Raw genomic sequence first — 15,374 nt, forward strand, 5'->3', positions numbered from 1 at the left:
TGAAAATCTTTTGGTAAAATAAAATGGTCAAAAAGGGGGCAAAAAAATGGCCAGTGAACTGAATGGACAAAATGTCATCGTTAAAATAAAAGCTATCTACTCATCGCTTTCATCAAAAGAGAAGGCGGTCGCCGATTACATATTGAAGAACACTCAGGAAATCATCCATCTTTCGATCACCGAGTTTGCCGAATACGCCTCTGTGGCAGAAGCAACCATTTTCCGGTTTTGCAAGCGACTTGGCTTCAGGGGATATCAGGCTTTTAAAATCGCCCTCGCAAGTGAATTAGTTGAACCAATCAAGAATATCCATGAAGAAATAAAAGAGGAAGATGAAACCGTTACACTTGCGGAAAAAGTATTCGCCGGGCATATTGAAGCGATGAAAGAAACACTTAATCTGCTGGATGCCACAGTGCTTGAGAGTATCATCGAGGTACTTGGCAATGCCAGCCGAATTGATTTCTATGGATCTGGCGGTTCATCGGCAATCGCGCTTGATGCCTATCATAAATTTTTGCGGACAGGCGTCCATTGCAATGCCCATAGTGACGGACACCAGCAAATCATTTCCGCAGCACTGCTCGGTCCAGGGCAGGCAGCTGTTGGCATTTCGCATAGCGGCAGCAATAAAGACGTTATAGAGGCATTGAAAATTGCCAAAACTAACGGAGCCGCGACTATTGCAATCACTGGCCATTATAAGTCACCTTTATCAAAGGAAGCGGATTACGTTCTTTATACAACTTCACGCGAAACGCTTTTCCGGTCGGAGGCATTGTCATCAAGACTGGTCCAGTTAAGCCTGATTGACGTGCTTCACGTCGCTGTATCCGTCCGCACGCAAGAACAAACACTTGGTAATCTGCAAAAGATCAGGGAAGCAATTTCAATCAAAAGAGTGTAGTGGTGAAAATAATTTTCATGATATTCATATACATATGAAAAAATATTTGATACTATTGGTTTATAAAATCGTAATCACAATAGAGGTTTAATTCTACTTATAAGAAGGAGTGCATCTAAGTGAAACTAGGAATGGTTGGCCTTGGCAAGATGGGTTATAACTTGGTATTGAATCTGATGGAAAACGGCCATGAGGTTGTAGCGAACGATATAAACGAGGAAGCAATGCAGAAAATCAAATCAGAAGGCGCTGAAATCGCAGCTGATTATCAGGCAATGGTAAATATGCTGCCAAAGCCGCGTGTTATCTGGCTGATGATTCCTGCTGGTGAATTGATTGACCAGGTGATCGAAAAATTCGCCCCAGTGCTGGAAGAAGGCGACATCCTGATTGATGGCGGGAATTCAAACTACAAGGATACGTTAAGGCGCGCAGAAAAACTATCAGCCGCAGGAATCCACTTCATGGACGTTGGGACAAGCGGCGGAATGGAAGGCGCACGCAATGGTGCATGCACGATGATTGGCGGCGACGCAGAGATTTTTGCTCATGTGGAACCAATCTTCAAGGACATTTCCATTGAAAAAGGATACCTGTACACAGGCAAAGTTGGCAGCGGCCACTTTTTGAAAATGGTCCATAATGGTATTGAGTATGGTATGATGCAGGCAATCGCTGAAGGCTTTGAGATTCTTGAAAAAAGCCCATTCGATTATGACTACAAAGAAGTTTCACGCGTATGGAATCACGGTTCTGTCATCCGCAGCTGGCTGATGGAATTGATGGAAAACGCCTTCTCCAAGGAGCCGAAGCTTGAGAGCATCAAAGGCGTCATGCATTCATCTGGAGAAGGGAAATGGACAGTCGAAACAGCACTGGATCTGCAAACAGCAGCACCAGTCATCGCACTGTCACTAATGATGCGTTACCGCTCACTGGAAGACGATACTTTTACCGGAAAAGTAGTCGCAGCATTAAGGAATGAATTTGGCGGCCATGCGGTCGAAAGAAAATAAGACTAAAGTTTAGGCTCTCCTCGAGATGAGGAGAGCCTTTTTTATGTTCATAAAATTATCCTTTTTGGCAAGATGGCTACGTTGCTTTTTCCGTTATAGTGGTAATAAAGACGGAGGATGGGGGCTCGAAACGTGAAAACTAAGTGGTATTTCTTTTTCCTGACGACGGTTGCCGTTTCGGCAATAATATACGCTTTCCTTGGTGTGAAAGGGGAAGAGTCGGTTCAAGTTGGCGTTCTGATGATTGGCGAGAACCGCTATGAGAAGTTCACTGGCCTGGAAGCCGGGTTAAAGGATCTGGGTTACAGCCCCAAGAACATACATTTTATAGTAAAGAACTCACATGATGATGAAGAACTGATGGATCAGCAGATCGATCAGCTGCTAAAAGTTGAACCAGACCTGATTGTGACGCTTGGCGGAATCGAATCCCTTCGTCTAAAAGAAAAAATGGATAAGAAAAACATTGAGATTCCGGTTGTTTTTGCCGGTCTTGCAGCGCCAAAGGAACTGGGTTTGATTAAAGATTACAAGTCTCCCGGGGGAATGTTTACCGGGATAAATAATTATCATGCGAGTATCTCAGGCAAACGCCTCGAGATGCTTACAACACTTGTACCGGCTATTGAAAGGGTGCATGTAATTTATGACAGCAAAATTGTGGTCAGCAAATTGAGCCTGGAAGAAACCAGGAAGGCAGCCGGGGAATTAGGTGTGGATATTTCCCCATGTGATGCAAGCTCGAAGGAATGCTTGAAAACATTATGGGCATTAGATGCTGAGAAGGAGGGCATCCTCATCCTTTCCAGCTTCAGGATTGAATCGCTTACCGATGAAATAGTCAGGCTGACAACGGAGAAGAAAATCCCGGCTATGGGACTCTATGATTTTGAAGCTGAAAAAGGCCTGCTTGCCAGTTACGGCTCAAGTTTTTATTCACAGGGTTACCAGGCTTCCAGGTTTGTCTCACTGATTCTTCAGGGAAATAAACCGGGCGATTTGCCAGTTGAACTGCCTGATGGCATTCGATTTGTAGTCAATCAGCAGACAAAGGATTCACTCGGACTCACTTATAACCAGGATTTGCTTCATATCGCGGACCTGATCCACCCAGAAGTGCAAGGGGGGCGGCAGCGATGAAAACTTTATTGGATATGATCCATTCCCAGACAATCCGGAATAAGGTCCTGGTATTCGGAGTGGTGATGTCAACCATTCCCCTGCTGCTGCTCAGCCTGTATTACTACTCTTTTGTAAAATCAGATCTGGAAACGAGGATCCTGGAAAAACAGCATCTGGTGCTGGAGAACCTATCGCGGGAAATCCAATACGAATTCAGCCAGACATTCCAGCGAATCCAGGTCCTCGCTTCTCTTAATCTGTTGAATAAAGAACAAAGCGCCTTGTATGAGCTCCTGCAGCAAAGCGAATCGATTGAGGAAGTAATCATCGCGGATGATAAGGGCTTTGTTGAAAAAAGGATATCCCGTTACGAACTTAACATTGCCGGAGATATGGAACGGTGGTTTACCGATGATATGTGGTTTCAGCTGCAATCCCGCGACAGAGTCTATGGCCAGGTGGAATTCAACCAGTACGGCCAGCCTGTCATGAAGCTGGCGATCCCTTTTTATGAAAAAGATAGTAAGAAAGCGATTGGGGTCGTGATTCAGCTCCAGAAAATCATCGGGAAAATTTCTTCGATGCGTCAGGACCATTCTTCCTATATATATTTACTTGATGATAAAGAACGGATCATTGCCCACCAGGATTACAGCAAGCTCTGGCAAAAGCAAACGTCCGCAGGCCAGGATGAGATTGGGGTTAAGGCACAAATTGACTATTTGAACTGGGTGCTCGTAATGGAGCAGCCGAAAACAACAGCTTTTGCCCCAATCAATAGAATGCTCCAAAGCGGCATAGGAGCGGTTGCATTGATGATTCTTACGGTCAGTTTAATCAGCGTCTGGGCAGGGCTTTATTTTACAAAGCCAATTGTCACGATTGACCGTGAAATGAACAAATTGAAGCAGGGACAAAAAATCATCCCTGTGAAAATGAAGCGAACAGATGAGCTCGGAAAACTGGCAGGTTCCTTCAACGAGATGAGCAAGGAACTGCTTGAAAAATCAAGGCTGCTTGAGCAGGAGAAGGAAAGGCTTGATGTGGTTGTTAACGGGATTGGTGCAGGGCTGGCTCTTGTGACGAAAGAATATCAGATTACCTGGATGAACCCGATTTTAAAAGGGTGGCTTAAAGAGGACCGGCTTACGCTGCCTTGTTACGCCGTGATTGGCGGTGAAAACACGCCATGCCTGAACTGCCCGATTACATGTCCCGGCCTTGATAAAATAGCCGATGAAGTCATGAAATTCAAGGACGGTGCCACTGGCGAGCGGATTTTCAGGCACAGAGTGTTCCCGCTTAACCACGCGATTGAGGAAGAGGGCGAATTCCTCGTTGTGCTTGAGGATATCACCGAGCAAAAGCAAATGGAAGAAACGATGATCCAGACCGATAAATTGAGCGCTCTCGGAATCATGGCGTCAAGCTTCGCCCATGAAGTCAACAATCCCCTGGCGACCATTAATGTATACGCTGAAGATTTGATTGACAGGATACAGGCCGGGGATGAGGATCTCGATGAAGAAGAGATGGAACATTATCTCCGTAAAATCAAGGAAAATACCGAGCGCTGCAAACGGATCACCGGGAATCTGCTCAATTTTTCAAGGAAAAATGATTGGACAAATGAGCATATTCGTATCAGGGAAATTATCGAAAACAGCATCAGCCTGGTCGAACATCAGCTGAAAAAACAACGGATTCAGCTTGAACTGCGAGTTGCTGAGGAGCTGCCGATGGTGACCGGAGATGGCCTTAAGCTGATGCAGGTAATCGTCAATCTGATCAATAACGCAGTCGATGCGATGGAAAGTGAAGGAAAACTGGTCATTTCAGCAACCGTTACTGACAGTGAAACTGTTTCAATCCAAGTGACCGACCGCGGCCATGGAATTCCCGCGGAAGCTATGGATAAACTTTTCGATCCATTCTTCACGACAAAGCCAATCGGCAAAGGCACCGGCCTGGGATTATCCGTATGCTACGGCATCATCCAGCAATTCGGCGGCAATATCATGATAGACAGCAAGCCATTGGAAGGAACGACAGTCGAAATACAGCTGCCCGCAGAACGTTTGGCGAAACCGGAAAATACAAATGGGTGAGGAATACAGCATTAGAAAAAGTGGAGGTGGAATACAATGTCTGCAACAAGATTGTTGGTCGTTGACGATGAACTGGATTTGCTTGAACTTTTGGTGAGGAGGCTGAAGCGAAAGGGGTTTGACGTAGACAGTGCAGGTACGGCAGAGGACGCCCTTGAACTTGTGAAAAAGAATGAATACGACATTGGCGTCTATGATATCAGGCTGCCGAGGATGGATGGCATCGAGTTGTTAAAAGAAACAAAGAAAATCCAGCCCGATATCGAAGTGCTGATCCTGACTGGCCATGGGACGATTGATACGGCAATCGAAGCGATGAAGGTTGGCGCTTTTGATTACATCACCAAGCCTTATAATCTATCAGAGTTGGAACTGACGATTGGCAAGGCTGCTGAAAATAAAACGCTTAAAGAGAAGAATGACTCGATGAAAAAAATCATCGCCCAGCATAATGAATTCAGTATTATTGGTGACAGTGCCAATTTTAAGGAGGTGCTGGCGATGACCCGGCGCATTGCCGACAGTGATGTCCCTGTCCTGATCGAGGGTGAAAGCGGCACAGGCAAGGAGCTATTCGCGAAGGCCCTCCATTATTGGAGCTGCCGTGCCGAGGAACCTTTTGTCCCGGTCAACTCTGGCGCATTGCCTGAACACCTGCTGGAAAGCGAACTGTTCGGACACGCCCGCGGTGCTTTTACCGGAGCGAGTCAGGACAAGAAGGGCCTGGTTGAAGCAGCGAAAGGCGGCACACTATTCTTGGATGAGCTCGGAGAAATGCCGCTCCCGCTTCAGGTGAAATTGCTGCGCTTCCTGGAAACAGGCGAATTCCGCCGCGTCGGCGATGTCCGTGAGCGCCATGTCCGTGTCCGCGTCGTCGCTGCCACAAACCGCGACATGGAAAAAGAAGTCGCCGAAGGACGCTTCCGCGAGGACCTTTATTACAGGCTGAATGTCGTAAAGCTGACAATCCCGCCGCTGCGCGAACGGAAGGGTGACCTTCCTGCGTTAATAGATTATTTTATTGGTAGGACAAAAGCGCCATCGAAGCAGCTGTCTGCTGGAGCAGTTTCCGCGTTGGAAGGGTATGATTTTCCGGGAAATGTCCGGGAGCTCAGCCACTTGATCGAACGAGGCGTGCTGTTATCGAAAGGAAGTATGATCGAAGCGGATGATCTGCTTTTGCCTCAGGCTGTTAAAACAAATTCTTACGCAGAAGTGCCGACTTCTCCGTTATGCTCTCTGGAAGAAGTCGAAAAAGTACACATCGAAAACGCCTTGAAGCAGATGAACTGGAACAAAACAAAAGCAGCAGATGTGTTAGGCATCAGTGTCCGGAACCTTTATCGTAAAATCGATCAATTTGGGTTGAAAGAGTAGTTTCGATATGGGCGGCGAACTGGAAAAAATCACGGGGAATTTCCAGTTCGCCAATAAACTTTGATTTTCGCCAATAAATGAGGTGAAATCGCCAATAAAAAATTATTTTCGCCAATAAAATTAAATTATCGCCAATAAAATTGTGAACTCCGCCATTATAAAGTTCACAAATAAATTAGAAGGTAATTTAAGCATAGATATCGAATGATTTAGAGAATTACATAGTAGGAGGGAAGCTTTTGATAGCGAAAAATAGATTGATACCAAGAGAAATTATAATTTATGAGGCCATTTTAAAACGATTACCACTTAATCATCCGCGAAAAGCAGAATTCGAGAACAAACTATCGCTGAAACGAGCAGGATATAAAGGTGAAAAAGAATTAGATTACCATATATCACAAATCGACCACTCAAAACTGACCATTCTGCATGACTTAAGAATTCCCTATAATGATACTCACTTCCAGATTGACACCCTATTAATCTCCAATTCCTTAATCATACCTGTTGATTCCAAGTATTATGCCGGAACACTGGAATTTTACCCTGAATTCAATCAAATGATTCAATATCTAAATGGAAATGAAAAAGTATACCCTGATCCTATTCTCCAGACGAAAATACAAGCACGCCAACTCAAAGCTTTTCTAAAAAGCCATCAATTTTCTTCTCCTCCTTTTGAACCGCTAGTTGCCATCACCAATTCCCAAGCCCTGATCAAAAACCCTACTCAAAGTAATGAAGTTAGCCAAAGGGTATTCAAGTCACCAGGCATCTTTTATAAAATCGTCCCATATCTAGAAAAATATCAAAAAGAGATACTTACAGATCCCGATTTAAAGAAAATTGTCAAGCTTCTATTAAGAAAACATACGCCTTACCTTCCGAATCTAAAAGAACTTCCTTATAGTGAACTCCAGAAAGGGGTTGAGTGCCCAGCCTGCCATGCAATTGGCATGGAAAGGCTGCATAGCCAGTGGGGATGCAGGAAATGCGGCTTTACTTCAAAAGATGCCCATGTTGCTGCATTAAAAGATTACTTTCTCCTTTATGGACATTCTGCTACTAACAGCCAATTGAGAGATTTCCTCGGAATCTCCTCAATTCACCAGACCCGCAGAATGCTCTCAAAGCTGGATTTAAACACTTCCGGTGAGTTGAAAGGAAGAACCTACACCCCAGGTAAAACCTTTTCTTTATGGGATTAAACATATTACCTATTAAAAACATTCTATGAAATCCTCCTGCAAACAAAATTCCATCAAACGCAAAATTGCGCATATTGCACGCCATGTCATACCCGCACGCCATGCCAATCATTCGCACCATGCCATTCCTGTGCTCCTTGCCATTGCTGCACACTATGCCAAAATGTCACGTGCCAAAATTGCAGCACCATGACAAAATGACACAATACCGGCGGCTGAACCCGAATCAAAAATTCGATTTCAGCCGCTTTTTCGCGTTCACAGAAGTGTCACGAACCTCGCCGCCTTACTCCCATAAGGGTTCGCAGCACACAATCACCCAAAAACACTACATGCCAAAAAAGTTGGCACGCAGCTTGCATTATAAATAAAGCAAATAAAAACAAAGGATGTGGCATTATGCTATCCAATATCGGTATTCCAGGTTTGATTTTAATCCTCACCCTAGCGTTGATCATCTTTGGCCCGAAGAAGCTGCCTGAAATCGGCAGGGCGTTCGGCCAGACGCTGAAGGAATTCAAGAAATCGACTCGTGAGCTGACAAGTGATATTACCGATGATATCGCGGATGACATCAAGGAAATCAAAAAAGAAATCTAAACGCATAAAAAGAGGTGAGTGAAAATGGGTCTTTTTTCAAATGAGAAAAAGGTGGATTACGATAAGATCGTCGACAAAATGCTGCCAGATGCAAAGAAGGAAATGGATGAATCACAGTATGACACAGATCTTGGCCTGAACATGGCACGCGATGCCAGGAAGGTCATCAGCGGCAAACTGAAAATCGAGGACTTCCATAAGGTCTATTCATCTTCGCTGACGAAGGAATTCGGCAACTATTACGCTTCTGGCGATGGTCCAGACATCAGGAAGGGGGACGGACCGAAATGGGCGATGGTCATCGACCTGAAAAAATGTGTTGGCTGCGATACTTGTACGGTCAGCTGTAAGGCGGAGAATAGGACGCCGCCCGGAATTTCCTACAACGTCGTCATGGAATCGCTGGAAGGTGAGTTCCCGAACATCAAGGCAGTCAACCTTCCAAGACCATGTATGCAGTGTGATAAGCCTGCTTGTGCCCAGGTCTGTCCGACAAGGGCGACTTACAAAATGGAAAACGGAATTGTCGCGATCGACAATGACCGCTGCATCGGCTGCCGTTATTGCATCGTTGCATGTCCTTATGGCGCAAGGTCCTTTGATTTTGGTGAAAGCTATGAACAGGAAATGCAAGGTGCAAATGATGTAACAAGCCCTGAATACGGGGTCGAACGCGGGAAACGTGAAAAAGGCAAGACCCCAATTGGCACGGTCCGTAAATGCAGCTTCTGCTTCCACCGGCTGCAAAGAGGCGAAGAGCCGGCATGTGTGGAAACCTGCATTGGCGATGCTCGCTTCTTCGGTGATCTCAGTGACCCGAACAGTGTGGTATCGAAGCTTGCTGCAAGTCCGAGAGCATTCCGCCTGAAGGAAGAGCTTGGAACACATCCGAATGTAATTTACCTAAGATAGGAGGGACTGGCGATGGCCAATCTTGCTGTTGATTTAAAAGAGAAGAGTACATCAAAAACAAAAATAAATGTGCAAGTATCAAAAGCTTTTAAAATATGGATATCGGCTCTGACAATCGCTTTCTTAATAGGCGGGTATTTTATCGTAGAACGTTTCATCACAGGTCTGGCAGCAACGAATCTTTCCAGTATTACTCCATGGGGAGCATGGATCGCTTTCTATATTTTCTTCGTCGGTTTGAGCGCGGGTTCCTTTCTGCTTTCAACCTTGATCTACGTTTTCGGGATGGAAGAATACGAGAGAGTCGGAAAGGCTGCGCTTTTCACAGCGATTGTTTGTATGATTGTCGCGCTGACATTCGTCTTGATGGACCTTGGCCGTCCTGAGCGTATGCTGAACGCAATCATCTATTGGAATGTCACTTCACCGCTTGCCTGGGAAGTCCACTTTTATCTCGTCTATATCGGTCTCTTAGCAGTCGAGCTTTACATCGCGATGAGGGAAGACCTTGTCAGGGCAGCGAAAACGAACTCATTGAAAGGCTTTGTCGCAAAATTGATCACGTTCAAAAATGCAACCATCAATGCAGCCACCAAAAAGCGTGACCATATGTGGATGAAAATTCTCGGCACAATCGGGATTCCGCTGGCAATATTAGGGGTGCATGGTGGAACAGGTACCATCTTCGCGGTTGTAAAAGCACGCCCGGCCTGGCATACAGCTTTATTCCCAATCATCTTCGTCGTATCAGCAATGGTTTCGGGAACTGCCCTCCTTTTGGCAATGTACATCATTAAGAAGAAGGTGCAGAAGCAGCCGGTTGATCAGGGAATGGTTGTATCGCTGGCAAAACTGATGGTCGGCTTCCTGATCATCGACCTTGGCCTTCAATTCTATGAATATCTGATTGGCTGGTATGGTCTTGAGGCAGAGCACCTTGATACGCTGGCAACAATGATGGCCAGTGAGAAAGCCTGGTCGTTCTGGATTGTGCAAATGTTCCTTGGGGCAGTCATTCCAATCACGATTGTTTTTTGGAAAAAAACTAGCCATAACGTCAATGCACTGCTTGCAGCAGCTATCCTGATCGTCATCGGGATTATCGGCGTACGCTTTAATATCGTTGTCCCGCCGCTTGTCGTGCCAGTATTCCACGAACTGCCATGGGGCAACTACGCACCAACCATCAAGGAATGGATGGTAAGTGTCGGCGTTGTGGCGATGGGTCTATTAATCTATTCATTCGGCGAGCTGCTGCTGCCAATCGAAGAAACTTCTGACGAGGTGAGCCATAATGGAAAATAAACCAATGAAACGGCGTGGATTTTTAAAAGCGCTAGGGACACTTGGGGCTGTCGCATTTGTCGGTCCGGCATTCGTTGGGCCAATCAAGCAGGTGATGGGCGATGTCTGGACAGATGAGCCGCACGGCACCGGTACCGATTATCAGGACTATACAGCTGAAAATGTCATCTTCACGTCATGCCAGCAATGTAATGCCACATGCACGATCAAGACTTATATCACAGCGGGGGCAGCAGGTGGAGCCTATTCCTCCATCGTCCGCAAGATTGCCGGTAACCAGTACAGCCCGATCAATATGGTGCAAATCGGTCATATCAACTACGATACTCCAGTATCACAGGCGGTAAAAGGAACTGGTAATGTCGCCAAAATGGGACGCGGTCTCCGCGGAGGACGTACCTGTTTGAAAGGGCAAGCCGGTATCCAGGCTAACTATGATGCGTTCAGGATTCAGAAGCCGCTTAAGCGTGTCGGAGAACGGGGAAGCGGTGTCTGGAAAACAGTGAGCTGGGATCAGGCTTACAAGGAAATCCTCGAGGGCAGCAAGGATCTTCGTACTCCAGGGTTGAAAGAAATGTGGAAATACGCTCCAGAAGCAGCGGTCATGGCCGATTGGGAAAAGCTGAAGGCCGGCGAAATGACAAAGGCTGATTTTGATAAAAAGTACAAGGATGTCCTTATTGATACAAATCATCCTGACTTTGGGCCAAAAGCCAACCAGATTGCTGTCATGGCAGGTCACAGACGGGAATTTATCGAGCGCCTGGCAGGAGGAAGCCTTGGAACAGCCAACTATTACGACCATGGGGGATACTGTGGAATCAATAGTGTAGTCGGGAATGCCCGCTCACACGATTCAGAAAAGCCTAAGCAAAGATTGATACCAGACTACGAAAATGCTGAAATGGTCATCATCTGGGGCACCAACCCAATGGTTGCCAACCGCGGGCCGACTACCTTTGCTCCGCAAATCACCAATGGGATTGAACGCGGGATGAAAGTTGTCGTAATCGATCCGCGTTTCAGCAAAACAGCTGAAAAGGCACATGTCTGGGTTCCTGTTAAGCCAGGTGGAGATGGTGCATTGGCGATGGCAATGGGGCGGTGGATCATCGAAAACAGCAGATACGATGAAACTTATCTTCGAAATCCAAATCAGGAAGCAGCAAACATGGATGATGAAACGACCTGGAGTGATGCATCCTTCCTTGTCAATGTAGGAGATAAAAAGCGTCCATTCGTACGTGCACAGGATCTTGGAATTGGCGGTGAAGAATTTGTCGTCATTCAAAATGGCAAACCGGTCCCACATACGAAAGCGACAGATGGAGAACTTGATGTCTCTGCAACACTCAATGGCATTAAAGTGAAGTCCGTGTTCAGCATTTATAAAGACAAAGTTATGGAAAAAACGATAGAAGAGTATGCGAGGATTGCAGATGTACCTGTTGAGCAGGTCATCCAGATTGCTCGAGAATTTACCTCACATGGAAAGAAAGTAGGAATCCATTCCTACCGCGGCCCGGCCATGCACGCGAATGGCTACTACAGTGTCCGTGCGATCAATATGCTTAACCATTTGGTTGGTAACCATGACTGGAAGGGCGGGGACACTGCTTTCGGAGCAAAGTTCAAAGCAACTGAAGGGCGATATGATCTGGCCTCCATTCCAAATGCGAATGAAGCCTGGGGCATCCCGATTACGCGCCATAAGGTTCCGTATGAAAAAACATCTCTCTTCGCAAAGGACGGCTATCCAGCTAAACGCCCGTGGTATCCATTAGGAAACAAACTTATCAACGACGTATTGCCAAGCGCGGCTGAGGGATACCCATACAAAATCAGAGCCTTGCTGATCAACAGGACTTCTCCTGTCATGGCTGGGCCACGCTCTGATATGCAGGCAAAGTTTATAAGGGATCCAAAAGTTGTTGAATTGGTAGTAGCTTCTGACACGGTGATTGGAGAGACATCTAAATTCGCTGACTTTATCCTGCCAGATCTCGCTTATCTAGAAAGCTGGAACGCCGATGAAATCTTCCCGATACTGAAGCATAAATTCGCGGGGCTCATCCAGCCGGTGACCAGGATTGTTCCTGACGCACGTCCAACTGAACAGGTGTACATTGATTTATTGAAGGCTATGGACCTCCCGGGTGTAGGAGAAAAAGCATTCGTTGATGGATCTGCGCTCAATATACCTGAGGACTACTACTTGAAGCGTGTCGCAAACATTGCGTACGATGGCAAAAAACCAGTTAACGATGCGAACGCTGAGGAGCTTGCCATTTTTGAAAAAGCAAGGCAGAAGGCGCTCGGTAAATATTTCGACATCCATAAACTGAAAAGTGCCGTCAAACCGGAAGAATGGAAAAAAGTTGTCTATGTATTGAATCGCGGCGGCCGTTTTGAAGCTGCAGGTGATGAATATATCGGTAACAAGCTCAAGTATCAATGGGCAAAACAGGTTTATTTTTACGATGAAAAAGCAGCAGGCTTCAAGAGTGCCTACACAGGCAAGTTCTTTGAAGGTGTCCCGGTAGCTGAGGAAATCAAGACATACGACGGAGAAGTCTACAAGCCAAACAAGCCGCTTCAATTCATCAACTGGAAATCAAGGAACATGGCAACGCACCGTACTGAAGGCAATGCCTGGCTGCGCGAAATCAAGCCCGAAAACTATGTGTGGATCAATCCAATTGATGCCAAGAAAAAAGGCATCAAGACAGATGATGAGATTTTCATTTCATCCAATAACGCAAAAGTAAAAGGACGGGCGCTCGTCACCCCAGGAATCAAGCCTGGCGTCGTCGGCGCGAACTTCAGCTTCGGCCATGATGCCTACGGATCAAAGGCAGTTAAAGTCGATGGCAAAACAATCGAGCCGGCTGGCAGATACGGCCACACTGGCTACAATTTTAACAAACCGCTCCATGAAGAATCCGGCTACGCAAAACCGCGCGGACAAGGTTTCTCAGTCAATTCGTTGTCTGACCGCGACGGCAGTTACTTCGAAGGCTATCTGGCCGACCTCCTTGTAGGCGGGCCGGCACAGCAGGATGTATTTGTAGACGTAGAAAAAGTGTAAAAAACATCGGGGGGAAGCCTGACGGGCACCCCCTGAAATTTCTGTTGAAAATGAAGGTGGAGACAATGATGGAAGAACGATATGGAAAGCTGGCGATTGCCAATATCATGACAAGCATCTGGCTGGGGGACTGGGATACCTATGAAACATTCATGAAGGAAATCCCTGAAGGAATGCGAAAGGAGCTTTCATTCCATTCCTTATACAATCGGGATGAAGTGCAGCTCTGGTATGACAATCACTTTTTCATACCAGGAGATCACTTTGTCTCCCCTTACTTTTCATCTTATAGGAAGAATAGTGAAGATGAAGAAGAGCGCAGGCATGAACTTCTCTGCCTGATCGGCCTTTATGAAAAAACAGCCTTTTATTTCCCGCTAGAACAAGATCGGCTCCCAGATCATTTCGGAAGTATGACCGCGTTCCTGAGTTCTATTTTACAGGGAGAAATCGAAGCTGAACAGGATGGCGACCGTGAATACGTTAAGCAGCTTGAAGAAATCGAAGCCGAAGTGCTTAAAAGATTCATCAAGCCCGTCCTCAAACCAATGCTCGACAATGCCGACACAAAGATAAAGCATCCATTTTTTAAAGAGTTCCTAAGCTTTTATGCAGAAATGATGAGTGAAGACTGGGTGGAAGCAGCATAAAAGAAGAAACGGTCCTCAAATTTGAGGACCGTTTCCTTTTATAATTGAGATTATTGACCACATATTCGAACATATCAACCACTTATTCGAACATATCAACCACTTATTCGAATATATCGACCACTTTCTCAAATTTATCGATCACATTTAAAAATATATCGACCAAACGTCTGGTCTTTACGAATCTATTCTTTCTTACTTATTTTGTTTAAAAATATCAATGAACGCTTGATAAAACTCTACGCCCTGATAAAACATAAAGCTTACAGCAGTCAGTGAAAAGAAACCAATCATCAGGAATCGAAACCACATATTATCATTCCTCCTTGATTTTTATTTTTATATCAAGGAGCTTTGATCACATAATTGGATTGGAAAAAGACTGCTATCAAGAAAGAGAGTGAGTTTTCATGCCTAATGACACTGGAACCAACCAGTATGTAAGATATTGTTAAATATAAAAGGACGAATGTGCTTGGAATGAAGGGGGTCTTCTTATCATCCAGATCGGGACCCGGGATTCCTTCATGGATTTGTTCTATGGGTAGTATGACTTTTGATTTAGCGTCATTAGCTATTACTTTTTCGGCAGGAAAGGCACCGTGAGCAAGTAAGATTAGGATAAACAGGCTGAACACGGACATAGTCAGCTTCTTCACGGTTGCTCCCTCCCTTAAAATTAATAACACTATCGTATAACAATATATGCACAGTGGAAACTAAAAAGTTTTGACATTTTTCTCGCCATAAAAAAACAGGCACCTTATCAGTGCCTGTTCCAATCATTGCTTTCTTAAATTCCCAAGCTCCTCAGCGATTGCTTGCATCTCATTCGGGCTGAAATTATTTTTTCGCATGATCATCTCATAGATTTCTTTCAGTTCTTCATACATATCGCCGTCAAAATGCGACGATTTAATTGCGCCAAGGTTCATGACATTCAACTTTTCCTTGATTTTCTCTATCATGAAGTCAACGTTTTCAGGGGAATTTTTCGTTAAGTCCACACCGTTCATCCTTTCAATGGTTGTACAACCATCTTTCCACGTTCGTTATAAAAAGTCAATTATAAATCCGG

13 protein-coding genes are annotated in these 15,374 nt (G+C 45.4%); 11 read left to right on the forward strand and 2 right to left on the reverse strand.

Annotated features, from left to right (window positions below):
- The first annotated feature begins 46 nt into the window (after positions 1 to 46).
- The 11 genes from B5X77_RS04410 to B5X77_RS04460 all read left to right on the forward strand — a co-directional run bounded on the left by B5X77_RS04410 (position 47) and on the right by B5X77_RS04460 (position 14,296).
- The gene (locus tag B5X77_RS04410) at positions 47 to 907 is read left to right on the forward strand and encodes a MurR/RpiR family transcriptional regulator (protein ID WP_079505465.1); all 861 of its coding nucleotides are present in this window, start codon (positions 47 to 49) and stop codon (positions 905 to 907) included.
- 119 nt (positions 908 to 1,026) lie between these two features.
- A complete protein-coding gene (gene gnd / locus B5X77_RS04415; protein WP_079505467.1) occupies positions 1,027 to 1,923 on the forward strand; it encodes a phosphogluconate dehydrogenase (NAD(+)-dependent, decarboxylating) in 897 nt (298 codons plus the stop codon).
- Positions 1,924 to 2,055: 132 nt separating this feature from the next.
- Positions 2,056 to 3,063, forward strand: coding sequence for an ABC transporter substrate-binding protein (locus B5X77_RS04420; protein ID WP_079505472.1), 1,008 nt, complete (start codon positions 2,056 to 2,058; stop codon positions 3,061 to 3,063).
- Positions 3,060 to 5,153: an ATP-binding protein gene (locus B5X77_RS04425; RefSeq protein WP_079505474.1), complete on the forward strand. Its 2,094-nt coding sequence runs from the start codon at positions 3,060 to 3,062 to the stop codon at positions 5,151 to 5,153. Before B5X77_RS04420 ends, B5X77_RS04425 begins: the two co-directional genes overlap by 4 nt.
- Positions 5,154 to 5,189: 36 nt before the next feature.
- Entirely contained in the window at positions 5,190 to 6,530 is a 1,341-nt protein-coding gene (locus tag B5X77_RS04430) for a sigma-54-dependent transcriptional regulator (RefSeq protein WP_079505476.1), read from the forward strand.
- Between the two features lie 239 nt (positions 6,531 to 6,769).
- Positions 6,770 to 7,741, forward strand: coding sequence for a nuclease-related domain-containing protein (locus B5X77_RS04435; protein WP_176167231.1), 972 nt, complete (start codon positions 6,770 to 6,772; stop codon positions 7,739 to 7,741).
- 399 nt (positions 7,742 to 8,140) lie between these two features.
- Positions 8,141 to 8,341 (forward strand): twin-arginine translocase TatA/TatE family subunit, encoded by a 201-nt coding sequence (gene tatA, locus B5X77_RS04440; RefSeq protein WP_079505480.1) that lies wholly within the window; start codon positions 8,141 to 8,143, stop codon positions 8,339 to 8,341.
- Positions 8,342 to 8,365: 24 nt separating this feature from the next.
- Positions 8,366 to 9,253 carry a 4Fe-4S dicluster domain-containing protein gene (locus tag B5X77_RS04445; RefSeq protein ID WP_079505482.1) on the forward strand — a complete coding sequence of 296 codons (888 nt, stop codon included), beginning with the start codon at positions 8,366 to 8,368 and terminating at the stop codon, positions 9,251 to 9,253.
- 12 nt (positions 9,254 to 9,265) lie between these two features.
- On the forward strand, positions 9,266 to 10,558 hold the full coding sequence (gene nrfD, locus B5X77_RS04450; protein ID WP_079505484.1) for an NrfD/PsrC family molybdoenzyme membrane anchor subunit: 1,293 nt from the start codon (positions 9,266 to 9,268) through the stop codon (positions 10,556 to 10,558).
- Complete coding sequence (locus B5X77_RS04455) at positions 10,548 to 13,646, forward strand: molybdopterin-dependent oxidoreductase (RefSeq protein WP_079505486.1); 3,099 nt, start codon at positions 10,548 to 10,550, stop codon at positions 13,644 to 13,646. The genes nrfD and B5X77_RS04455 overlap by 11 nt, the downstream gene beginning before the upstream one ends.
- A gap of 65 nt (positions 13,647 to 13,711) precedes the next feature.
- Positions 13,712 to 14,296, forward strand: coding sequence for a molecular chaperone TorD family protein (locus B5X77_RS04460; RefSeq protein ID WP_176167232.1), 585 nt, complete (start codon positions 13,712 to 13,714; stop codon positions 14,294 to 14,296).
- 344 nt (positions 14,297 to 14,640) lie between these two features.
- On the opposite strand, the gene B5X77_RS04465 is transcribed toward B5X77_RS04460, so the two are convergent.
- A complete protein-coding gene (locus tag B5X77_RS04465) occupies positions 14,641 to 14,955 on the reverse strand; it encodes a hypothetical protein (protein ID WP_079505490.1) in 315 nt (104 codons plus the stop codon).
- 123 nt (positions 14,956 to 15,078) lie between these two features.
- Complete coding sequence (locus tag B5X77_RS04470) at positions 15,079 to 15,303, reverse strand: DUF1128 domain-containing protein (RefSeq protein ID WP_079505492.1); 225 nt, start codon at positions 15,301 to 15,303, stop codon at positions 15,079 to 15,081.
- Positions 15,304 to 15,374 lie beyond the last annotated feature (71 nt).

Source organism: Mesobacillus jeotgali (genome assembly GCF_900166585.1).
Lineage (GTDB): Bacteria > Bacillota > Bacilli > Bacillales > Cytobacillaceae > Mesobacillus > Mesobacillus jeotgali_A.

Bases quoted from the DNA above. Each gene is read 5' to 3' on its own strand.
- B5X77_RS04410 (WP_079505465.1), top strand. From the start codon at position 47: ATGGCCAGTGAACTGAATGGACAAAATGTCATCGTTAAAATAAAAGCT.
- B5X77_RS04460 (WP_176167232.1), top strand. From the start codon at position 13,712: ATGATGGAAGAACGATATGGAAAGCTGGCGATTGCCAATATCATGACA.
- B5X77_RS04425 (WP_079505474.1), top strand. From the start codon at position 3,060: ATGAAAACTTTATTGGATATGATCCATTCCCAGACAATCCGGAATAAG.
- nrfD (WP_079505484.1), top strand. From the start codon at position 9,266: ATGGCCAATCTTGCTGTTGATTTAAAAGAGAAGAGTACATCAAAAACA.
- B5X77_RS04455 (WP_079505486.1), top strand. From the start codon at position 10,548: ATGGAAAATAAACCAATGAAACGGCGTGGATTTTTAAAAGCGCTAGGG.
- B5X77_RS04445 (WP_079505482.1), top strand. From the start codon at position 8,366: ATGGGTCTTTTTTCAAATGAGAAAAAGGTGGATTACGATAAGATCGTC.
- B5X77_RS04430 (WP_079505476.1), top strand. From the start codon at position 5,190: ATGTCTGCAACAAGATTGTTGGTCGTTGACGATGAACTGGATTTGCTT.
- tatA (WP_079505480.1), top strand. From the start codon at position 8,141: ATGCTATCCAATATCGGTATTCCAGGTTTGATTTTAATCCTCACCCTA.